Below are 22181 nucleotides of genomic sequence, written 5' to 3'. Positions count from 1 at the left end.
GGTGATGGGATAGAGTAGCGGTCATGCGGCGCATGATCTTTGAGATGGAGACCTCGGACCCGGACGACTTCATGACGCTGCTCTGGCTCGCCGATCACCCCGGCGTCGAGCTGCTCGGCGTGCTCGTCACGCCCGGCTCGCAGGACCAGTGCCAGCTGGTCCGCTGGGGGCTCGATCGCTGCGGCCGGCCGGATGTCCCGATCGGCGCACTGCACGGTCCGTCCTGGTGGGCGACCAGCGATGGCAAGAAGGCGCGTGTCTCCGGCTTCCATCACGCGTGTTACGGCGAAGGCATCCTCCAGCACCCGGTCGGCGAAATCGCGATCGGCCCCGCGCTGCTTGCCGAGCTGCTGCGCGATCCGGACGCCACGGTGCTCGTCGGGGCGGCGCCCAAGAACATCGGCAAGGCGTTCAAGGACGTTCCCGAGCTCAGGCTCGCGCGCTGGGTCCAGCAGGGCGGCTTCGCGGGCGATGACCTGGTCGCCGAACCGCTCGAGAAATTCCGCGGCCGGCTCACCTGCCCGAGCTTCAACCCCGGCGGCGCGCCCCGGGAGACGCTCGCGCTGCTCGCTTCACCGCAGATCGACCAGCGCGTGTTCGTCTCGAAGAACGTGTGCCACGGGGTCGTGTGGACCCCATCCATGCAGGACGCGCTGAATCGCCGGATCTCGAGCAATCCGTCGCGGGTTGGTCTGAGGATGATGATCGACGCGCTCGACCGCTACCTCGACGACAAGGGCGTCGGCAAGGCGATGCACGATCTCGTCGCGGCCGCCTGTGCGCTTGACGAGCGCGTCTGCGACCTCGCCGAGGTCGAGATCTATCGAGCAAAGGGCGAATGGGGTGCGCGCGCCGTGCAGGGGACGCGCACGCGGATCTCGATCGGGTTTCACGAGGAGCGCTTCCTCGACGTGCTCGGGCGCTGATCGGCAGCTCGGGCGCGCGCCGCTGCTCGCCGGCGGAGCCCTCCTCACTGGGCCGCGCAGGACCTGCGCAGGGCGCGCGCCTCGTCGATGTACGCGGCGAGGGCGTCCTCTGCCGGCTCGTCCGGGCACGCGGCCTCAAACAGTGGGACGTAGGCTTCGCTGAGCGCCGGTTGATGACTTTACGGACCGCCCCAGCTCGCGCGAGATGTTCCGTGATGGATCTCGCGGGACTGTTCCGCGGCGCCGATCCGTCGCGATCCGTCGCGTCCCCGGGGATTTGGGGAGAGCCCGCACCGCGATGAAGTCCACGCGGATAGCCCCTCGGTCGAAAGCCTGTCTTCCGATGCTGGACGAGCAGACATGACTTCAGCGTTCCGCAAAGAAGATTCTCGGAGCCGTTCCTGACTCGTGCAGTCCGACGGTACGAGCTCATCGACAGAACGGGCCTTATGCGATCAGGCAGGTCTTCCACGCCTGAAACGCCTGGGATTACCGCGACGTAGCACCAAGCGGAAGGCATCCTACCGTATAGCTGTACCCTACTGGCCGAGGACGACCGCGGCGGTCGGCTGCGACACCGCGACATGAGCATCGACGAACGCGGAACACACCGTCCAGGGCATCGCAAGAGCGAAACCGGGACGGATGGGGCCTCGACCTGGCAGATCGACACGAGCGCTGCAACACGCCGCATGACTACATTGCGGACGGCAGGGGCGCGACTCGAATACCAATATGCGTCGAATTCACGAACTGACAAGCACATCGCACAACAAACGAGAAGACCGGAGTACGGGGGCTGCACAAACTCGAAAATGACATGGACCGCGGCGCCCAAGCGTGGTGATCCATCCCAGTCTTCGACTGGCCACGTCTGTCGAGGGCGACACCTCACCGGCCCAGGAGGTCGTCGAGAGCCCGCGTGGGCGGCCCGGTCGCCGGCCCACAAAATCGTTCATTCTCGCCAGGTTACAAAAATCGTCGCCGGCCGGTCACGAAAGGTGAGCCGCGTCTGGCTCGCCTGAGCACTGCAGAGGTCGGGTCGGGGGTCGGTCTGGGATGGAGCGTGGTTGGCGGCGGTTCCCCCTGCGGCGGCGCCGCGGGTGACTTCGGATCCTCGTCTCCTCACGGAACATGGGACACCGCGATGGATATCGCCGGACGGAGGACACCTCGATGCAGATCGCAGACGGCGCATCAGCGCGCGTCTGGGGGCTGCGCCCATCGCGACCCGCATCAACGAATGCGCGCCGGTGCTTCTCGGAGGTAGTCGAGCAGCCGGGCCTCGTCGCTGCCGATCATCCGATCGATGCCGTCCTCGCGGAAATGACGCTGGATCTGCAGCGCCCCCGCGGTCGTCCGCACCAGGATGGCGACGCGCCGGAAGCGGCCCATCACGGGCGGCCGAATCCGCTGCATCGCCGCCTCGAACTGCGGGTCGTTCCGCCCCACCGCGGCGCGCAGATCGATGAGCAGACACAGCCGATGGCGGTCGACCCGGTCGAGCGCGCGGCTCACCTCCATCCACAGCTCCTCGAACTGCGCGACAGACTCGGACGGCAGCGCGCTCCTCGTGACCCGGGCGATCTGCGAAGCCGGGTCGATCGTCACCGTGTGGTGCGCGTTGCGGAGGAGCTCGAGCATGGCCGACGACCATTCTATCAGACCCAGAGCAGCCGAGCGAGCGAGCGATCCCGAGCACCCCGGGTGAAGCTGCCGAGTTCGCCGATGCTGCCTGGCTCTTTCTTCGACGCCGCCGGAAGAGACGCCTCGGACACGTACTGGAAACCTGCTCGGCGAGCCCCACCGCGTGAATCACTCTGACGCGCAGTGGCAAGTCCTGGACAGGAGCGGCGAGGGATGCGCTCGGCCGGCGGAATGCTCCAGGGGCCCTCAACTCTTCGCCGGGTGACGCGGGCGCGCGCGGCGCCGGCGCGCCGATCCGCTCACCGGATCGCGAGCGGGATCCCTGGTGATCCGGACGCGCCCCGGAGGGGCAGCGGGCTGTAGACGTAGAAGAACTCGTAGGGGCTCTTGTGGCCGTGGGGCCGTTCCTGGAGCTCCGCGGCCAGATCCGCGGCCAGCTCCGAGAGCACCATCACCTCGTGCATGAAGATTCCGCTCTTCACCAGCAGGTGATGGTGCACCGGGAAGATCACCCCCGGCGCCACCGGAGGCTTCGGCGGGAGGACCTCGATGCCGAAGTTGTCCGACCCGACGCAGGCGATGCCCTTTGATGAGAGCCACTTCGCGACCTCGAGCCCGATCCCCGGCTGGGCCAGCCCCACGCCCGGCTGCGTGTAATACCCCTCGGTGCCGAGCTCCCAGTTCTCCTCCCAGCCCGTGAAGATCAGCACGACGTCGCCGACGCCGATGTCGCGCGCGTTCATCTTCTGCGCGCGCAGCGTCTTCATCACCATGGGCAGCGTGATCTCCTGGCCGAACGCGAGCGTCTCCCCGCCGTTCGCGTAGCGCTTGACGTCGAGGAGCACGCCGCGCGTGACGAGCGGCTTCACCTTCTCGACGCCGAGGTGCGCGAGCCCGTCCTCCGTGAGGATCTCGGCGCCAGTGAACTGGTTGTAAAAGAGCGCGTCGGCGGGGTCCGTGCTCCCGGGCGGGATGTAGCCGAAATGGCCCAGCGCGTCGAACTCCGTCCCCATCTGGCCGAACTCCCCGTGCATCACCTCGGAGTTCGTGACCTGCTGCTGGATGACCGCGGTCGGCCCGGCCTCCACGGAGAGCCCCTGGTTGCCCGGGAACGTCGGCATCCCCGGCTCGTAGACGTGACCCAGACGATAGACCTTGCCCTCCTTGATCAGGCGCTTGCCCTCGAGGACTTTGTCCGGCGTCTGCGTGTTGGAGGCGCCCGCCTCGTCGTCAGGGCCCCACGGCGAGGGGCCGGGCACCGGATCGTAACCCTGCAGCATCGGCACGCCGCGGGCTAGCGCGGCCCCCGCGACCAGGCTGACGGCCATGGTCACCACGATCGCGCCACGTAACGGCATCACTCTAGGCTTCATACGCAACCTCCTGGGTCACATCGCACGTTGTACCGACAGCGCCTCGCGCTCCCGTCATGGGCGCGGGCGCATGTCATCACTAGAGTACACCGTCAGGGGCGCCAGAAACCTGCTCTCACGAGGTCGTCGCGGGCTCCGCCGACGCCGTGAAGGCCCTGTGCGTACCCGCGCACACCCGATCTCTCGATGGGAGCGCGCTCGGTCACCAGCGGAGCTGGCGCCCGAGCGCGTAGGCGATGCCGCTCTCCAGGGTCCCTTTGGTGACGATGCCGCTCAGATCGGCGCCCATCGTCGTGAGCGTCTGCGCGATCTGCGGCTTGATCCCGGTGAGCACGACCCGGGTGCCCAGCAATCCCGCGGCTCGGGCCGCGTCGACGAAGGATTGCGCCACGCGCTCGTCGACGACCTTCACCCCGGTGATGTCGAGGATGGCGATCTTGGCCTGCCGGTCGGCGATCCCTTCGAGCAACGTCGTCAGGATCTGCCCGGCGCGCGCGGGGTCGACGCTCCCGACGATCGGCATCGCGACGACGCCAGGCGCCAGCGGCAGGAGCGGCGTGATGAGCTCCTGGATCGTCGCCTGCTGCATCTCGATGAGCTGCCGCTGCATCTCCGCGCGCTCGGCCTCGGCCTGCTTGGTCCGGCTGATGTCCACCGAGATCGTCCCGACCGCGTAGATCTTCCCCTCGGCGTCGCGGATGGGGAACTTGGTCGACAGGTAGGTGCGCGGACCGTTCGGGTAGACGAGCACCTGCTCGGATGCGCCCGGGCGTCCGGCGGCCGCTACCTCTTCATTGGCCTTTCGTATCGAGGCGGCCGCCGGCGCCGGGAGAAGGTCGTAGACGACCCGCCCTAGCAATTCCTCGCGACTCATCTTGTAGAACGACTCGATTTCGCGGTTCACGAGGAGGAGCCGGCCCGCGGCGTCCACCGCGACCACCATGGACGGCGTGTATTCGAGGAACGCATGGAGCAGGCTCTCACTCCGCTCGAGCATCTGCTCCGTATGCTTGCGCGCGTTGATGTCGTGCGCCGACCCCAGCATCCGCCGCCCCGGTCCCTCCGGATCGCGGCCGAGCGCGACGCCTCGCTCGAGGAACCATCGCCAGCCGCCGTCGCGACCGCGCACGCGGTACTCCACCGTCGCCTGCTCCCCGCTCTCCGAGGCGGCCACGCGAGCCCGGTACTCCTCGATGCGGCCGATATCGTCCGGATGCACCATCGGGGACAGGCCGTCGCCGCGGGGCGAGTCTGCCGCGGCTCCGCCGCCCTCTCCGATGAGATCGGCGAGCTCCCGGTTACAGTAAACGTACCGCCCCTCATCGAGATCGAGCACGTAAATGAGGCTGGGCAGCGCGTCGAGCAAGCGCTCCGGGAAGCCGCGGCCGGCCTCCTCCAGCTCGGCGACGCGGGAGCGCAGGCGCTGCACTTCCTTCTGCAACACGTCCAGCTCCGCCTCGAGCGCCACGGTCTTCTGCGCGTCCATCTCCCCTTCAGGGCGATGTTATCCCAGCCTCGGGCTGAAGTGGGTCACAATTTTCCTGAGTATCCGCGTTCCAGCACGATCGCGCGCGATGCCTCGTCGAGCCCGATGTCGGCGCGGGGGAATGAGCAGCGGAGCGCCCAGCGCAGACAGCGAGAGAAGGAGTCGGACGTTCATTCTTGCACCAGCCCGAGGTGGTCGAGGTTGAAGCCCGCCGAGGCCGGGGGAAAGCACACCCAAGCGTTTTTGAAACGTCAAGCCCAAACTGCAGGACCTCCGGGTTGACAGTCTCAGCGTCTCTGCGATATCGGCTGCAGGTGCGCCGCCGGAGCACACGGGGAGTGGATCCATGCGACGATTCGCGATCTCTCGTTGGCTGATAGCGTGCTTGGCGAGCTGTACGTCGGCGCCGCCGTCGACGCCGGGGGACGGGGGCGTCGAGGGGCCTCCGCCCCCTGCGCCGTCGTGCCCGACCCAGAAGCTCGCGTTCACCAGGGAAACGGGGTGCGTGAACGATGGATCTTTGGAGTTTTGCCTGCCGTCGGACGACGCGGCGCTCCTCGCGCGCGTGCGGGGCATCGCGCCCGCGATCCGGGCCGGCTCGTCGAGGGGCCGCGCCAGGTGCGATGTGCCCGCAGAGACCCTGTACTTCTTCCCCACGGGAGACGCCGAGTGCACGGCGCGCCATGGCGCGCTCGAGGACGGGGCATGGGACCAGGTTTGTCGTATCGCCGCGCTGGCCGAGGTGCGGGAGATCGTGCCGACGTGGTACGAGTGAGCGCGGGCGCGCGCTCCTGCGCTGGCTCGCCGGCTGAGCGGCCCGGCCGCGCGGATCGCTGGTAGAACCATGCCGCGGGGAGGGCCGGCCGCCGTCCCCCCGGGCGTGAGCGGGGAGGGCCGGCCGCCGTCCCCCCGGGCGTGAGGGGGTGAGCAACCTGATCACGGGCGCGCGAGACCGGCCGCCCTGGGGTCACTTGACACCGCTCGGGGGCGGCACCTTGTTCGCCGTGGCCCGGCCCCTGCCGTGCCTCGCCCGGCTCATGCGCTCTCGGCGGAGCGCATGGCGTTCATTGCGGCGAGCAGGCACGCCGGTGAGGCGCTGGGCTTCGATTCACGGTCACGGTTTCGGCGAAACTCCAGCTCCGGGAAGAGGAGGGTACACACATGGCTGATCGCTGGGAGGACCCTGTTCGTACGACGAGCTTCGGATTGCGACTGGTCGAGCCCCATACCTTGCGGGAGCACCGCGGCTCGTTCATCGGGCTCGGCATCGCCCTCCTGGTGCTTGGCGCTCTCGCGATCCTCATGCCCGTGATCGCCTCGCTGGTCACGGCGGTCGCCATCGGGGCCGTGCTGGTGGCGAGCGGCGTGTTCCAGGGCGTCCACGCCATCCAGCACCGGCGATGGGCCAACTCCGGCTGGTCGCTCGCGAGCGCCCTGATCCAGCTCGCCGCGGGCGTCCTGATCATGGTCTTCCCGGTGACGGGCACGGTCACGCTGACCTTGATCCTCGCGGCCTTCTTCTTCGTGGAAGGCTTCCTCAAGATCGTCCGCGCGCTCCAGCATCGCGAGATGCCCGCCTGGGGTTGGCTCCTGTTCGACGGGCTGCTCGCGCTGGCGCTCGGGGTCCTGATCTGGTGGGGCTGGCCGAGCACCGGGGCGTGGGCGATCGGGCTGCTCGTCGGCGTCGACGTCCTCGTCAGCGGCATTTCGATGCTGCTGATCGGCACCACCGCGCGACAGCGGCCGGTGGCCAGCATGTGACAGGCGCCCCGGCCCGGAGACCGCGCCCAGCGCGCGTCCTCGGGGCGCGCGGGGCGGTCTTCGGCGGGGGATGGCGAGATGGCCGATCGGAATGTTCAGACCGAGGAGGGCCACGAGCGGGCGGCGCAGACGCTGGGTTTGCGCCGCGCGCCGCCCGCCGGGGGCGCCCCGCCCGGCGGCGGAGGAGGTCGAAACCGATGCGCGTCGATGAGATCATGACTCACCCGGTCTTCACGGTCGCTCCGACCGATTCGGTCGAGCGCGCCGAGCAGATGATGAACCGCGAGAAGATCAGGCACCTGCCCGTGACCGACGGCGGCGTGCTGGTCGGGATCGTCAGCCGGCACGACGTGCTCGAGGCGTCGCCGCCGAGCATCAGCGTGCCGTCGGAGGACGACGAGATCGAGTACAAGGCCAAGCTCCATGTCGCCAAGATCATGCACGGGGTGGTCGAGACGGTGCGCCCCGGCACGGACGCCGCCGAGGCTGCCGCCAAGCTGTTCGACCTGAAGATCGGGTGTCTCCCGGTCGTCGACGATCGATTCCACGTCGTCGGGATCGTCACCTCGTCCGATTATGTCCGCCTCGCCAGGGACCTCTTGAGCCAGAGGCGCGTCGCGTAGGCGGGGCCGGGCGCCGCGGACTGCACGACGTGGGACATCGAGGTTCGCCTCCGACACGCATTCTCGTGCGCGGCCGAGCTGGAGCGGCTGCTTGCGGGGGTGGGGGCGTCATGGCGCGTTCCCCCTCGTCCCTCACTGGCCGCCGCCGCCCGTGGCGAGCAGCCCGGTCTCCACGGCGTGCGCGAAGCCCTCGTCGGCGTTCGACAGCGTGATGAAGCGGGCTTGCCGCTGCACGACGGCGCGCGCTTGCCCCATGGCGATGCTGAGCCCGCTCTCCCGGAACATGAGCACATGGTCGGGCAGCTCGCCGATCGTGGCCATGGCCGCGCCGGAGAGGCCGAGGCGCGCCGAGAGGGTCCTCGCGACCTCTCCGGAGTTGGCCCGCGGGTGCATCACCTCGATGCAATGGGGCGCGGGGCGTGACGCAGAGAAGAACGCGCAGGCCCCCTGGAGGCCCGACTCGCAGCGCTCCAGCACCTCGGCGTCGTCGCTGACACCGACGATCTTGACCGCGCAGTCCACGACGCCTTCCCAGCGCTCGACGACCCCGGGGACACACCGCGTGACCGCCTGCTCGCGCGCGACCATGCCGCCTGCTCGGCGGCGCCGGACATCACGCGCCGCATGCCCGAGCTCTCCTGGCCTTCAGCTTCCATCGATCCAGTGCGCATGCGCTCGGCTCCTCGCCGCCATGGCCCCGGGGGCCCTGGTCCCGATCCGGCATTCGCGTGTGCCACGCTGGATCGACGCGAGCACGCCTTTCGTCACGCGCGCTGTGACGCCGTGCGCCTGGGCTTGCCTGCCCTGACGGCCCGCCTCTTGAGTCCATCGAAGAGGAGCGGGAGGCTCTCGATCACGTCGACCCGATCCGCGATGAACAGCGCGACCCAGTGGGAGAGCCGGTGATCCGGGACCTTGTAGGCGATGCGGCGCAGCACGCCGCTCGCTCCTCTCGGCGGCAATGCCGTGCTGAACACCGGCGTCGGGCGGGCGCGCCCGGGGTGTCTGAGCAGCGGCCCCTCGATCGGCTGCTGCTCGGGCTCGAGCCAGTGCGCGCTCGCCAGGATGCGCGGCGGCACCTCCCTCGGGACGCCGGGCCTGTCCTCGGGGCAAAGGTCGACTCCCCAGTACGGCAGCTCTCTCGGCAGCACGATCTCGGCTTCCATGATCGCCTCCTCCTCGATGCCAGAGCTCACTTGGCCCCTCGCGGGATGAGCACGCATTTGAGGATCCCGTCGGTCCTCGCCGCGAACACCCGGTACATCTCCGCGGCCGCCTCGAGCGGGACGCGGTGGGTGATGAGCGCCCTCGGGTCGATGTTCCCGCTGCGGATGTGCTCGAGCAGGCGGGGCATGTACCGCTTCACGTCGCACTGTCCGGCCTTGATCGTCAGCCCCTTGTTCATGGCCGCGCCCACGTCGACGAGGTTCCACGGCGGCCCGTAGACGCCGATGATCGAGACCCTCCCGCCGCGGCGGACCGACTGGATCGCCCAGTTGAGGGCGACGGGCGACCCGGCCTCGAGCTTGAGCGCCTTGCCCAGCACGTCGTGCAGCGCCGAGCCGTTCGCCTCGAGGCCGACCGCCTCGATGCAGACGTCCGGCCCGCGGCCGTCGGTCATGTCCCGGAGCGCGGACACGACATCAGGGGTCTCGCTGAAATCGAGCGTCTCTGCCTTGTTGTGCCGGCGCGCGAAATCGAGGCGGTAACCGACCGAGTCGACGGCGATGACCCGGCGCGCGCCGAGGATCCAGGCGCACCGCTGGACCACGAGGCCGACGGGCCCGCAGCCGAAGACGGCCACGGTGTCCGCGGGGCCGATGTCTCCCATCTCCGCGGCCTGGTACCCCGTGGGGAGGATATCCGAGAGAAAGAGCGCGTCCTCGTCCGAGAGGTCGTCGGGGATCTTCATGGGGCCGACGTCGGCGAAGGGGACGCGGACGCGCTCGGCCTGGCCGCCCTGGTAGCCACCGGTCGTGTGTGAGTAACCGAAGATCCCGCTGGCGAGCGTCGTGAGCGGGTTCGTGTTCTCGCACGCGGAGGTGCGCTCTCGCTGGCAGAAGAAGCACGTCCCGCAGGCGATGTTGAACGGCACCACGACGCGGTCGCCGCGCTTCAGGGTCTGCACGGAGGCCCCGAGCTCCTCCACGACGCCGGTGAACTCATGGCCGAAGATGGTCCCCACGCGCGTGTCAGGCACGTAGCCGTGATAGAGGTGCAGATCCGATCCGCAGATCGTGGCGCGACTCACGCGCAGGACCACGTCGTTCGGATGTTGAACCCGAGGCTCCGGGTTTTCCTCGACGCGGACGTTCTTCGGTCCATGGTATGTGAGCGCCAGCATTCGCACTACCTCCCACGCTGTTCGATGGGGCAATGCAAGGGCTGAACCAGGCGCGCGCGCTCGTGGGTGCACCTGGCGTAGGCATCGGCTCTCCGGGCTTCGAGCGCCCAGCCTCAGGACATCGAGGACATCGCTGCTGACGCCGGCGGCCCGGGCGCCGTTCGCCCTTTCATCGGTCGTTCGTCTTCTTCTTCTTCTCGCGGCCCCGGTGAAGGCCCCCGCCTCGTGGCCGAACAGCTCGCTCGCGAGCACGCCCTCGGCGAAGACGCTGCAGTTCTCCGCGATGAACGGCCCTCTCGCGCGCGGGCTGTGCTCGTGGATCGCCCTGGCCGCGAGCTCCTTTCCGGTCCCGGTCTCGCCGACGATCAGCACCGGCACGTCGGTCGCGGCGACCCGGGCGATGCTGGCGCGGAGGAAGCGCATCGGCTCGCTCTCGCCGACGAGCACCGTGTCGTGCGTGCGCGCCTCGGCCCGCAGGCGCACGACCTCTTCGCGCAGCGCGCGGATCTCCGGGAAGCCCTCGATATCGAGCCGGAGCGGATAGGACAAGCAAACGCGTTCCGCAAAGTCAAGATTATCGGAGCCGTTCCTGACTCGTGCAGTCCGACGGTACGAGCTCATTGACAGAACGGGCCTTATGCGATCAGGCAGGTCTTCCACGCCTGAAACGCCTGGGATTACCGCGACGTAGCACCAAGCGGAAGGCATCCTACCGTATAGCTGTACCCTACTGGAGCCTCCCCTGACGCACGTCCACCCACGCTCCCCGTGGCGAGGAGCCTCCCCTGACGCCCATCCACCTTCGCTCCCCACGACGAGGAGCCTCCCCTGACGCACGTCCACCCACGCTCCCCACGACAATCGTCGAATCCCTGCTCTCTCCGGAGACCGCTCCCGCCGGGAATGACATCCAGGCCGTGACCGAGGCGCTCGGGGCGCGCAGCAGGACAAGCGCCGCGCGCTGCGGATCCCCGTGCTCCAGAGCCGCGCCGCGGAGATCGAGGACGGCGGGCGGCGAGGGATAGCGCTCGGCTCTCACGGGCCCGCGGGAAGAACTGCGCATCGCGCAGTTCTTCCCACATCGGTCCAGGCCGTGCCTGGTCCGGGTGCAGGGGCGGATAGCCCCTGCCGGGGCCTGGGGCAGGGCCCCAGCTCCGCGCGACCTCCTACCGGCCGTCACGAAGCGACGAAGCGCTTCCGCCTCCGGCGCGCGACGGCGAGCCCGCTCATCGCAAGAACCACGAGCGCCTCGCCCATGTGAGGCGTGTCGCCCGCCGCGCGGTAGGAGCAGGCGCCGCCGCTGCCGCCGCCGCCGCTGCCGCCATTCCCGGCGGTTCCCCCTTCGCCGCCCGCGCCGCCGGCGCCGGCCATTCCACCGGAGCCACCGCCGCCGCCGCTGCCGCCGCCGCCGCCAGCGCCGCCGCTGCCCGTCATGGTCGGCGTCACGCAGACGCCCGCATCACACGCGCCCGACGCACAATCCTCCGCCACGTCGCACGCCTCGCCGAGCTCTTGCGGGACGCGAATCAAACGCGTGAACACGCGGTATGCGGAGAGCGGCGCTCCCGGGGCGAAACGCGCGTAGGTGACGAGCGTCTTGCCATTTCCACGCGAGGCGAGCGCCGGCGGGCCCTCCACCTCGGGGTCGTTCGCCACGTTGAACGTCTCGAGGATCGTGCCGTCCTCGCCGACACGCGCCCCGAAGAGGTCCGGAGGCATAACGCCCGCCATGTCCGGAGGCGAACGCCACGCGACGACGAAGCTCTTGCCGTCGTGGACCACCGACGGGCAAACGCCGTATGCGTTCGTCGCGTCGTGCCAGGAACAGGGTTCGATTTCCAGGCCCGGCACCGTGGCGAGCACGAAGCCGCCCGGATCCAGCACCGTTCCATTGTCGTCGACGCGCGCGGCGCGGAGCACGGAGCCCCCCATCACCGTCTCCGGCCAGACCAGGAGGTGGAGCGAGCCCCCGTACGCAATGGCGCTCCGCCCGACCTGCTCCGTCGGCGCCGAGATCTGCAGGCGCATCGGATCCAGGAGGACGCCCGCCGCCGAGACCCTCGACGCGACGAGGTCATTGCCGTCCACCCCGTCCCTCCATGCGAGGAGGAAATTGGTGCCGCCGTACGACAACGTCGGCAAGATGGTCCCGAAATTGCCGGACTCGTCGACGAGCAACGCCGGCGGAGCCGCGAGCGTGCCGTCCGGCAGCACCCGCGCCACCGAAATGCCCTGACCATCGTCGTTCGCGAGGAGCGTCTGCGTCCCGTCCGAGGCCGCCGCGATGGGGTCGTTCCAGTGCGAATTGGACGTCACCGGCACGGCGAGGGGCGTCGCGTCGAGCACCACGCCGGCGGGGCTCACGCGCACGACTTGCGGCTCCCAGGTCGGGGGATTGTAGTCGGAGAGGTAATCGGCGTGGAGAAGGGTGACGACGTGATTCTGCCCGTCGAATACCGTTCGCGGCGCGACGTCCCAGCCCACCGCCTTCCGGATCTGGATTCCGCTCGGATCGAGCACGTCACCGGACGCGCTCACCCGCGCCGCCCAGACATCGGTGAGGTATTCGTTTCCAGGAGAGGCCGCCTGGTCATAGTCTCTGGTATCCGTCCAGACGAGGAGGAAGTTCGTCCCGTCGAACGACACGTCCGGCGTGATCTGCGCGTTGGCGCTCTTCGACACGACGATCCCCGGGACATCGAGGGTGGCGCCCATGGGATCGACACGCGTCGCCGCGATGAACGTATTCATGGGGGGCCCGTCGTTCACGTCCCATACGGTGGATGTCGCGAGCGAGGGCGAGGGGGCCACGGTCATGTCCGCCTCGATGACGCCCGGCGCGAGCAGCACGGGCGCGGTATCGAGGACCGTCGCTCCTGCGTCGACGCGGACGCGAAAGGTGCCGAGCACGTTGAAGCCGTCCGAGTAGACGCCGACCCCGAAGAGCACGACCGCGTTCGTCCCGTCGGACCCGACCGAGGTGCCGTAGAAGTAAGAATCCACTTCTACCTGGTCCGCGACGAGGATCCCCGCCGGGTCGAGCACCGTGCCCGCCGGATCGACGCGCGCCGCGCCCATCGATTGCGGGCCGAAGAGCCCGTCACGCCGCGTCCAGGCGACGAAATACGAGCCCGAAAGGAACGCGACATCCGTGTGCTTGTCGGCGGGCTCGTCTCCGGTGAGCGGCGGGCTGATGGCGAATGGCATCGGATCGAGCAAGGCGCCCTGCGAATCGACGCGCCGTCCCCAGATACGCCCGTCACTCCAGACGACGAGCGAGCTGCCCTGTCCGGCCGACGCGACGGCGGGGTTGTTGAAGGGGGTCTCGAGGGGAAGGCCCAGGCTGGGCCCGACGAGCACGCCACTCGGGTCGAGGACCGCGCCCGCGGGGCTGACGCGCGCGAGAGAGGTATTGAAGAGGTCGCTCCAGACGGCGACGTAATTCGTTCCGTCGAAGGCCACGTCAGGATATACCCCGCCCCCCGGGCTGACCTGGAACTGGCTCCCCACGAGCTGGCCGTTGGCGTCGACCCGCCTCGCGTAGATACCGCCGACCCCCTCGTAGACGACGAGGAAATCTTCCCCGTCCGAGGCCACCGCTGGCCTCGAGCCCGCCGCGATCGGGATGCCATACGTATCGAGCACCGTGCCGTCGTGCTTCACGCGGGCGGCGAAGACACGAGCCTCGTAGGCGCGCTGGTCGCGCCAGGCGAGCAAGTACTGGCCGCCGCCATACGCGATGGCCTGATGGTCCTGCGGCTCTGCGGCTCGGGTGAGCACGGGCTGATCCAGCCCGGTTTCCGGCGAGACGAGCGAATCGAGCACCGCCGGATAGGTGGACGCTTCGAGGACCGCCGCAGGCACGGACAGCTCGATCGCGCCCCCCGCGACGCGCGCCGGGACGCCGGTACGGGCCCCATACGCGTCGATCCAGGTGGCAATCCCGAAACGCAAGCCGAGGTGCGTCGCCGGATCCATGAAATGGTGACCGGACGCCGTCTCCCCCGTGTGCTCCATGCCGGAGACCTCCACCCGGACCAGGAGATCGCCTGGCCCTTCGGGCCGCTCGGCGAACGAATACGACAGCTCCACGCCTTCCCTCGTGTTGCGCAGGTGCTCCTCCACCGCGCCATGTGCAATCGCGAGGTGCCCGTCCGGCGCGACGCGTGGGTTCGCTGCGCCCGCGAAATCCTGGCCGCCGCGCGTGATCGTCACGGTGCGGAAATGTGCGGATGCCCCGACGCTCCGATCTGCGGGCCGATGCGCGACCTCGAAAGCGCCCGCGTGGAACCGGACGTCGTACGCGTCGCCGCCGCCCACGAAGGCGTCGGCTTCGGGCCGGTAGGCGAGCCGGAAATCGCGCACCACCGCGTCGAAGTCGGCGGGGGCATCCATGCGTGTGGGGAGCGCGGAGGACCATCCGGCAGACTGCCCCGCGCCAGAATGTTCGCTACAGGCAGGCAGCGCGCCGAGTCCGACCGCGAGGACGCCGAGCCCCCGCGCGACGCAGCGAATCATGCTTGCCTCGAGACTCACAAAAGAACGCTTTCTCATGAACTTCTCCCAGGAGGCCCGCCGAGACATCGCACGGCTGGGCAAGACGACATATTTTGGTAACCATGGACCCTACCAAACAACCCCCGAGGCATCGGCGCGTCAAGGCCAGTACGCAGCCGAAATGATGCGCAGTTCGGGATGGACGGCGGGGAATTTCGCTGTGGCCGCTGCCTTCGTCGCAGCGCCTAAACGCGCTCGGCTCGACGCTCACGACGAGGCGTGACGCCGTCCCGACGCTCCACGCTCCTTTTCGCTCGGCCCGCCGCCTCCCGCGCGCCTTCCAGCCGCCCCTGCGGCTCACCGTGCGAGAGCTCGACCGGCGCATCGCAGCCGCCGAGCTGGAACTCCACGCCATGAAGAAGCAACGCGACGAAATGGTCGCGCAGGAGGAGGCCGCCGCGACATCCAACCTCGGCACCGTGGTGCGCGCCATCCAGGCCGCCATCGTGAGCTATGCGACCAAGGTGGTCGGCATGGTCGACGAGGACGACCCCGCGACGCTCGAGACCGTCCGGAGGGCCCTCCGCCCGCTCGACGCCCACCGCGAGTCCGGCGCCCGGCGCGCGCACGGCGGCACCAAGGGCGAGGCGGCGAACGGCGCGACGGCAGCGCCGGCCTCCCCGGCAGCGCCGGCCTCGCCGGCCTCGCCGGCGACACCGGCAGCGCCGGCGACCGGGGCGGGCGCGGAGGGCGGCGGAGCGACGAGCGCGCCGGCCTGAGGCCCGGCGGAGCGCGGCCAGAACGGCCTGTTGCACACGCACCACGCGTCCCTGGAGCCGCCCAGGCTCCCGGAGCGGCGGTCGGAGACAGGCGCCGAGCTGCGGGCATGGCTCTCGTGCCCCCCCCGGAGCTCGCCATGCCGTGTCAGGAAGCCGTGAGCCGCGCCGAGCTGCCGCCGTCGCGGGCCGCATTGAACACCTCGCGGCCCGACTCCATCACGAAGTCGAAAGGGTGTAGATCCTTGGCGACGACAAAAGTCCGTGCGCTTTCATGGTGTTGCGCCGAAGGCGCGGTCCCTGGGACCGCGCCCCTATCACATCGACGCAGACGCCCGTCGACGTAGCCGGTGGACTTGGCCCCCCTGCGACGTTGATGCCGTGCACTTATCCGCCGGCCCAAGCGCGAAGCCGCAGCCCAGGTTCGGCCGCGAGAGGTGAAAGAATCCGGGCGCGGGCGAGGCCACATTCGACGGATTGACGATCGTATACTTCGCCACAGGTGATAATTCCGGGCGCGAAAATGCAACGCGTTGAAATTCCACGAATCTGACGTATCCATGGCCTCTGCAAGAGGCCGGTCCCGACAGGCAGGTTGGACCGGCAGGAGGACTTGGTCGTGAGCGCCGCGTACGCCGTTGCAGCAGGTCAGGACCCTTTCGAGAGCGCCCGGGAGCAGGCAGAAGCCATGGAGAAGCATCTTCGGTCATCCGAGTCGATGGAGAGCACGCATGCCGAGCTGGAGGGGTTCGTCGTCGACGAGGGGCGCGAGTACCAGCGGCGGCTCCTCCAGGCCCACCTCGAGCTTCGGGCCGAGCGCGAAAGGCCCGTGGAGGTCAAGGGCGCGGACGGCGTTCAGCGCAAGCATCGACGTCTCAGCAGCAGAGCGCTCATGTCGGTCGTCGGAGAGGTCGATGTGCCACGCGCGGCCTATCAGGCGCCGGGCGTCCCCGGTCTTCATCCGATGGATGCGGCGCTGAGCCTCCCGGACGAGCTCTACTCGCACAGCGTCCGTCGCTACGTCGCCGAGAGCGCCGCCCGCAGCTCGTTCGATGAGGTCGTTGAGGGATTGAGAAAATCGACCGGCGCCGCGGTGCCGAAGCGCCAGGTGGAGGAGCTCGCGGAGCGCGCCGCGCAGGACTTCGATGCGTTCTACTCCACCCGCGCCGTCGAAGTCGAGGACACTCAGGCGCTGCTGGTACTCAGCTTCGACGGCAAGGGGATCGCGATGCGGCGCGAAGACCTCCGACCTGCGACGCGGAAGGCTGCGGAAGCGGGGAAACACAAGCTCACGAAGCGCCTCGCCAAGGGCGAGAAGCGCAACCGGAAGCGAATGGCCGAGGTCGCCACCCTCTACACGATAGACCCCTGGGTCCGCACGCCTGACGACATCGTGAACGACTTGCGCCCTGTGCATGACGTCGCCGCGCAACGGCCGCGGCCGGTGAACAAACGGGTCTGGGCGAGCGTGGAGAAGTCATCGCGAGAGGTGATCTCGGCGGCGTTTGCTGAAGGCCTGCGTCGCGATCCGGAACGCCTTCGGCGGTGGGTGGTGCTGGTCGACGGCAACAAGGACCAGATCACCCTGGTCAAGCGCGCCGCGAAGAAGGCATGCGTCGAGATCACAATAGTCCTCGATATCATCCACGTGCTTGAATATCTCTGGAAGGCCGCGCACTGCTTCTTCGCCGACGGGACCAAGGAGGTCGAGCAGTGGGTGACGTGCCGGCTGCACGAGCTGCTCGCGGGGCGCACGGCCGGAGCCATTGCCAGCACCATCCGGCGCCATGCCAGCAGCCGCGTGGTGGACATGGGGACAGCGGTGACGCTCGATACCTGCATCGGCTACCTCGTGAAGCATCGGACGCTCTTGCACTACGATCGCGCGCTCGCAGCGGGGCTGCCCATCGCCACGGGGGTGATCGAGGGCGCATGCCGCCATCTCGTCAAGGATCGCATGGACCGCACCGGGGCTCGCTGGTCGCTCCAAGGCGCAGAGGCGGTGCTGCGCCTCCGCTCGCTGCGCTCGAGCGGCGACTTCGAAGCCTACTGGGCGTTCCACCTGCAGCAGGAGCATGACCGAACGCACCGTGCACGTTATGCAGGAGGCGATGTCCCCTCACCGCTGCCGCCGCCTCGACCCAAACTGCGCCGGGTGAAATGAGCAAAACGCCCTCGTTCCAGAAGAGCCGCACCCAAGTCGAAATCGACCCACGCGGCCGCGAGGGCCTCCTGGCCACCGGGAGCCAGGCCGAGCTCGGCCGAGAAGGGGTGGCTGTCGTGATCATCCCAGTCCACGCGCAGCGTGCCAGGGAGCGGACCGAAGCCGCGCAGCGCCGTGACCCTGGCCTTCGCCTCCACGATCGCCTGGTAGGCCCGCCGGCGCCGGACCTCGCCGAGGACCTCCACAGGCGCGCCGAGCGCCCGCGCCGCTTGCAGGCCGGACATCGTGGCGGCCTCGATGCAGCCGAGATCGTAGCCGGTCCGGGTCCAGTCGCCCGCGACGACGAGGCCCTCGAACCCCGTGTCGTCGGGCGCGATGCGGTGCTTCTGCGAGCCAGGCACCGACAGCACGTAGCGATCCGATGGGCTCGCGTTGACGCGCAGGTACTGCGCGCGCAGGCGCTCGGCGCCGGCGCGCCCCTCCGGATCGAACAGGGCGTCCCAGCGCACGCCGCCAGCGGCCTCCCGTCCGGCAGGCCAGATGTGCCCCAGGTCCTTCTCCAGGAAATCGAGCGCGGTGCGCTCCAGCGCGGCGAGGTCGTCCACGCGCGGATCGCGCGCCGCGACCGGATCGTCGCCATGGCCGAGCTGCCCGCACGCGTAGAGGATCCCCTGCACGCCCTCGCCGGCGCGCCAGCCCTCGACGGGAGCGAGATGCGACATGTCGGCCCACGTCTCGAGCGGCATCCGGTAGGCGCCGACGATGGGCGCGTGCGCGCTCGTGCCGAGCCGACCGACGGGCTGGCTCACCCAGAGCTGCAACGAGACGGTGCGCACCGTCTTGACGTGCTCGATCATGCGCCGCCATCGCGGGCTCGCCCGTTGCGCCGAGAGCGGACGGGAGATGTCTCGTGCGAGGCTCGGATGGGCAACGTCCTATCGCCTGTGTCCTGGCGCTTGCGGCCGGCGGACGCGCGAGCGAGCATGCGCGAGGAGAGACACATCGCGGGGCGGAGGCAATGAGAGGAGACGAAGACCCCCGCCGCGCAGCCTGCGCTCCCCGAGCTGCCGAAGATCGGTTCTGACCGCGCGAGGCGCTGCCGAGACGTTTGGTGCCAGGACAACCAGCGCGTGCAGCGTGACGGGACGACGGGACGGCCATCACGAGGTGCTTGACTTTCTGATCGCGCTTGGACTTGCTAGCCTCCAGTGTCCACCGCTGTCGTGTCGCTTGATGAGCGCCGATGTCGCTCCTTGCCGAGGATCACGCATGACACGTTTCCTGAAGAATCTATCGAAGGCCTGGCTCTTGACGTGTGTCGTCGCCTGTCTTGAGATCAGGCCCGGTGGCGGGGCCGTCGAGCCTGATGGCGAGGGGGGCGACGGTTCGCCGAGCGGCAGCACGAGCAACGCTGCGACGGGGGGCGCGACAAGCGGCGGCGGCTCGTCGAACACGGGTGGTCGTGGCGGCGGCTCAACGGAAGGCGGCGGCGATGCCACCGGCGGCCAGACGAGCGCGGTAGGCGCTGGCGGCGACGCTGGAGCCGGCGGCGACACGGGAACCGGCGGCGACGCCGGCAGCGGCGGCGACGCCGGCAGCGGCGGCGACGCTGCCGGCGGCGGTGACGCTGCCGGCGGCGGTGACCTCGGCGCGGGTGGAGCCTCCTCGACGGGCGGCGCTTCGGCGACCGGCGGTGCCTCCGCGGCGGGTGGCGGCGCAGGAACGGGCGGCGCAGGCACCGGAGGCGGCGCAGGAACGGGCGGCGCAGGCACCGGAGGCGGCGCGGGAACGGGCGGCGCAGGCACCGGAGGCGGCGCGGGAACGGGCGGCGGCGCTGGGACCGGCGGCGGCGCGGGAGCGGGCGGCGCAGGCACCGGAGGCGGCGCGGGAGCGGGCGGCGCAGGCACCGGAGGCGGCGCGGGAGCGGGCGGCGCAGGCACCGGAGGCGGCGCGGGAACGGGCGGCGGCGCTGGGACCGGCGGCGGCGGCGACGAGCCCGTCTGCGGCAACATGACGATTGAACGCGGCGAAGCCTGCGACGACGGCAACCGCGTCGAAAACGATGGTTGCAACAGCGACTGCGTGACGAGGGCGGTGTGCGCCGGCTCCTCGAGGTCGTGCGCCAACAACGTAACCTGCTTCAACACGTGGCTCCTGAACGAGACGAACTGTCGCGCGAGCTGCTTCACCTCCCCGGTCGCTTCGTGCTGCCTCGAGGCGGACAATGGCACCCCCGGCTGCCCCCGTGAGTACCCCTTCTCGGTCAGCTACAGAACCGGACGAACCGGCGACCAGTACTGGAACGGGGCCGCGGCGGAGCTCGTGCCGGCCTGCGGCCCTGTCGTGATAACGTTTCGCGCCTCGGCTGCGCAGGTGAACCGCAAGTACGCCCGGTCCGAACTCTCCATCGTCCCGCGCTTCTCTGGCGAAGGACCGGCGGCCTCGCTCGTCGGAACCCGCTACAACGGCCCGAACGATGGCCACGTGGAGCCGGCCTTCGTGCAGGTCGATCGCCCGAATGCGACGCTGTGGGCAGCCTATGTCCTCAACGTGTGCAGCTCCTCGACCTGCACGGATTACGTGTCCGAAGTCGGCATCGAGTTTTCGTTCTCGGAGTTCGTGCCGGACGTCTTGAGCGAGAACCCCACCGCGCCGGAGTCGCCGCGCATCACAGGGAACGACGACGTCGTCCTGGTGAGCTATCGCGACGTCGTGGCGGGCAAAGGGGTCGCCGTGCTCACGGGCGGCCCCGTGCTGGCGCTCTCCGGTCGCTACTTCCTGGGTGAGCCTCAGGTGGTGCCCGGGTTCGCGCCGCTCCAGCTCTCCACGGCGGGCGCTGACGCGGAGCGGCCGGCGCTCGTCCGCGAAAATGATGTGGGCGAGACGCGAAAGAACACGCACGTCGTCTGGATCGAGGACCAGGCTTCGCTGCGGTACGCGCAGGTGAGCGACGACGGCGCCTTGCTCACGGGCGGCGAGCTGCACGCGGGCACCGGCCTCCACTCGGTGGAAATCGCGCAATACGACGTCGACAGGATCGTCGTCACGTTCATCGAGGAGGTCTCCGGCGTCGGTCGGCTGCGAGCGCTGCGGCTCGATTCGCTGGGGGCGGCGTCGGACGTCGTCGACGTCACGCAAGGCGAAGGCAACGTGACGGAGGCCACCTTGGCCGTGGCCGACGTCTCGTCAGGTGCCCCTGCCGTTGCGTGGATCGACAGCCGCCTCGGCCATGCGGCCCTCTACTACCAGCGCCTGCACGCTGACACGCTCCTGCCGTCCGGATCCGTGCAGCGCGTCGGTACCGAACAGGACCCCGCGGAGCCCGCGCTCCAGCTCCACGGCAATGTCCCGTTCGTCGTTTACACGGCCAGGGTCGGCGAGGGCCGGCGCCTCCATGCGTCGCGCCTCGTCGGCGGCGTTCCTCGGTCGTTCCCTGCGCCCCTCGAGGTCGCGTCGAGGCCCACGCTCCCGCACTTCCGCGCCAGGAAGCCCGACGAGCGCCCGCTCCTCGGCAACAACGACTACCTGCTCGGCTGGTCGGGGTCGCTCACCGAGGACACGGTGCGCATCGGTACTGGCTCGTTCCCGCCGATGTCGACGCCGAAGCTCGAAGAGGGGCTCTCGCTGGCGTGCGCCGGGCACAGCACGAAGGATCTGGACATGGCGGTCGTGGGCCGGATCCTCGTGAACAACCTCGGCAGCAGGCACGCCATCCCACGTGTCTTCGGCGCCTGGATCCAGGACGGCCGCGTCGTCGTCAAGCAGCTGGCTCAGTACCCGGTACGCACCACCCAACGATGTACGCCCGGCGCCAACTTCTGCACGAACGATCGAGAGGTCGCCTTGTGCGGCCCGGACGGGCACTCGAGCACACGTGTGAGGCTCTGCGAGCACCCCGAGGTTTGCTCGAGCTCCCTCGGCGGTTGCGCCTGCGCGCCGGGACCCGCCTGCGACGGCTCGGTGGCGACGACCTGCAACCACGACGGTACGTACGCGCCCGGGGGGATCGACTGCGCGGCCGCCGGTCAGCGCTGCTTCGAGGGCGCCTGCCGCGACGACTGGTATGCGGACGATTTCGAGACCACCGACGGCAGCGACTGGACGTTTGGCAAGGGGAGGGTGCAGCTCCACGTCACCGACGCCCACGCCGCGGAAGGCAGCCGCAGCCTCTACTATGACGGCGACAACGACCTCGCGTTCCGCTCGCTGGACGCGGCGCGCCCCACGCGGGTGAGCTTCTGGCTCCGCACCGCGACCGTGCTCGGCACCTACCATGCCGGCGTCGTGCTGCGCGGCGACACGGGCGGTCAGGTGGCATGGCTCGGCTTCCACAGCAGCAGGGTCGGCGTGGCTGCGCCGAGCGGCACCTTCCACGGCGTCACAGCCAGGGCCAACACGTGGTACCACATCGAGCTGCGCAACATCGACTGGACCACCAAGAGAGCCAGTCTGTACGTCGACGGCGCCCTCGTCGCCGCGGTCGGCTTCTACGCACCCCAGTCTTCCTCCATCCTGCAAATCGAGCTCGACAAGGCGAACGCAGGGATGTGGATCGACGACATCGAGATGGAGTGAGCTCGGTTC

16 protein-coding genes and 1 pseudogene are annotated in these 22181 nt (G+C 69.5%); 8 read left to right on the top strand and 9 right to left on the bottom strand.

The features are described from left to right. Positions 1-44: 44 nt before the first annotated feature. Positions 45-926, top strand: a complete 882-nt coding sequence (locus WMF17_RS32705; RefSeq protein ID WP_437644919.1) for a nucleoside hydrolase — start codon at positions 45-47, stop codon at positions 924-926. Between the two features lie 1236 nt (positions 927-2162). On the opposite strand, the gene WMF17_RS32700 is transcribed toward WMF17_RS32705, so the two are convergent. From WMF17_RS32700 to WMF17_RS32690, 3 genes are all read right to left on the bottom strand, one after another. Further along, positions 2163-2570, bottom strand: a complete 408-nt coding sequence (locus WMF17_RS32700; protein ID WP_437597144.1) for a hypothetical protein — start codon at positions 2568-2570, stop codon at positions 2163-2165. A gap of 302 nt (positions 2571-2872) precedes the next feature. Next, positions 2873-3931, bottom strand: coding sequence for a cyclase family protein (locus WMF17_RS32695; RefSeq protein WP_437644917.1), 1059 nt, complete (start codon positions 3929-3931; stop codon positions 2873-2875). 217 nt (positions 3932-4148) lie between these two features. After that, positions 4149-5432 (bottom strand): PAS domain-containing protein, encoded by a 1284-nt coding sequence (locus WMF17_RS32690; protein ID WP_437597141.1) that lies wholly within the window; start codon positions 5430-5432, stop codon positions 4149-4151. A gap of 385 nt (positions 5433-5817) precedes the next feature. Here WMF17_RS32690 and WMF17_RS32685 point away from each other — a divergent pair, with 385 nt between their 5' ends. The 3 genes from WMF17_RS32685 to WMF17_RS32675 all read left to right on the top strand — a co-directional run bounded on the left by WMF17_RS32685 (position 5818) and on the right by WMF17_RS32675 (position 7816). Further along, the gene (locus WMF17_RS32685) at positions 5818-6207 is read left to right on the top strand and encodes a hypothetical protein (protein ID WP_437597140.1); all 390 of its coding nucleotides are present in this window, start codon (positions 5818-5820) and stop codon (positions 6205-6207) included. A 386-nt stretch (positions 6208-6593) separates the two neighbouring features. Next, complete coding sequence (locus tag WMF17_RS32680; protein WP_437597139.1) at positions 6594-7193, top strand: HdeD family acid-resistance protein; 600 nt, start codon at positions 6594-6596, stop codon at positions 7191-7193. Between the two features lie 197 nt (positions 7194-7390). Continuing rightward, positions 7391-7816: a CBS domain-containing protein gene (locus WMF17_RS32675; protein WP_437597137.1), complete on the top strand. Its 426-nt coding sequence runs from the start codon at positions 7391-7393 to the stop codon at positions 7814-7816. A 132-nt stretch (positions 7817-7948) separates the two neighbouring features. Here WMF17_RS32675 and WMF17_RS32670 read toward each other — a convergent pair whose 3' ends face one another. The 5 genes and pseudogenes from WMF17_RS32670 to WMF17_RS32650 all read right to left on the bottom strand — a co-directional run bounded on the left by WMF17_RS32670 (position 7949) and on the right by WMF17_RS32650 (position 14555). Further along, on the bottom strand, positions 7949-8404 hold the full coding sequence (locus tag WMF17_RS32670; protein WP_437597136.1) for an HAD hydrolase family protein: 456 nt from the start codon (positions 8402-8404) through the stop codon (positions 7949-7951). Between the two features lie 176 nt (positions 8405-8580). After that, positions 8581-8982: a hypothetical protein gene (locus WMF17_RS32665; protein WP_437597135.1), complete on the bottom strand. Its 402-nt coding sequence runs from the start codon at positions 8980-8982 to the stop codon at positions 8581-8583. A 26-nt stretch (positions 8983-9008) separates the two neighbouring features. Beyond that, complete coding sequence (locus WMF17_RS32660) at positions 9009-10160, bottom strand: zinc-dependent alcohol dehydrogenase (RefSeq protein WP_437651420.1); 1152 nt, start codon at positions 10158-10160, stop codon at positions 9009-9011. A gap of 246 nt (positions 10161-10406) precedes the next feature. Next, positions 10407-10583 (bottom strand): annotated as a pseudogene (locus WMF17_RS32655) (sigma 54-interacting transcriptional regulator); the annotation flags it as partial. 753 nt (positions 10584-11336) lie between these two features. Next, positions 11337-14555 (bottom strand): hypothetical protein, encoded by a 3219-nt coding sequence (locus tag WMF17_RS32650; RefSeq protein WP_437644915.1) that lies wholly within the window; start codon positions 14553-14555, stop codon positions 11337-11339. 157 nt (positions 14556-14712) lie between these two features. On the opposite strand from WMF17_RS32650, the gene WMF17_RS32645 reads away from it, so the two are divergent. From WMF17_RS32645 to WMF17_RS32635, 3 genes are all read left to right on the top strand, one after another. Further along, complete coding sequence (locus tag WMF17_RS32645) at positions 14713-14940, top strand: hypothetical protein (RefSeq protein ID WP_437644913.1); 228 nt, start codon at positions 14713-14715, stop codon at positions 14938-14940. 130 nt (positions 14941-15070) lie between these two features. Continuing rightward, positions 15071-15436, top strand: a complete 366-nt coding sequence (locus WMF17_RS32640) for a hypothetical protein (protein ID WP_437644911.1) — start codon at positions 15071-15073, stop codon at positions 15434-15436. Between the two features lie 616 nt (positions 15437-16052). Next, positions 16053-17597, top strand: a complete 1545-nt coding sequence (locus WMF17_RS32635) for an ISKra4 family transposase (RefSeq protein ID WP_437643636.1) — start codon at positions 16053-16055, stop codon at positions 17595-17597. Here WMF17_RS32635 and WMF17_RS32630 read toward each other — a convergent pair. Continuing rightward, positions 17531-18454 carry an FAD-dependent oxidoreductase gene (locus WMF17_RS32630; RefSeq protein WP_437644909.1) on the bottom strand — a complete coding sequence of 308 codons (924 nt, stop codon included), beginning with the start codon at positions 18452-18454 and terminating at the stop codon, positions 17531-17533. The genes WMF17_RS32635 and WMF17_RS32630 overlap by 67 nt on opposite strands. 412 nt (positions 18455-18866) lie before the next feature. Here WMF17_RS32630 and WMF17_RS32625 point away from each other — a divergent pair, with 412 nt between their 5' ends. Beyond that, a complete protein-coding gene (locus WMF17_RS32625; RefSeq protein WP_437597126.1) occupies positions 18867-22172 on the top strand; it encodes a hypothetical protein in 3306 nt (1101 codons plus the stop codon). The last annotated feature ends 9 nt before the right edge of the window (positions 22173-22181 follow it).

Origin of the sequence: Sorangium sp. So ce362 (assembly GCF_051519845.1) — a bacterium.
Taxonomy (GTDB): Bacteria; Myxococcota_A; Polyangia; order Polyangiales; family Polyangiaceae; genus Sorangium.
Note: the sequence above shows the minus strand (reverse complement) of the source record. Positions and strands in the feature narration are given on the sequence as shown.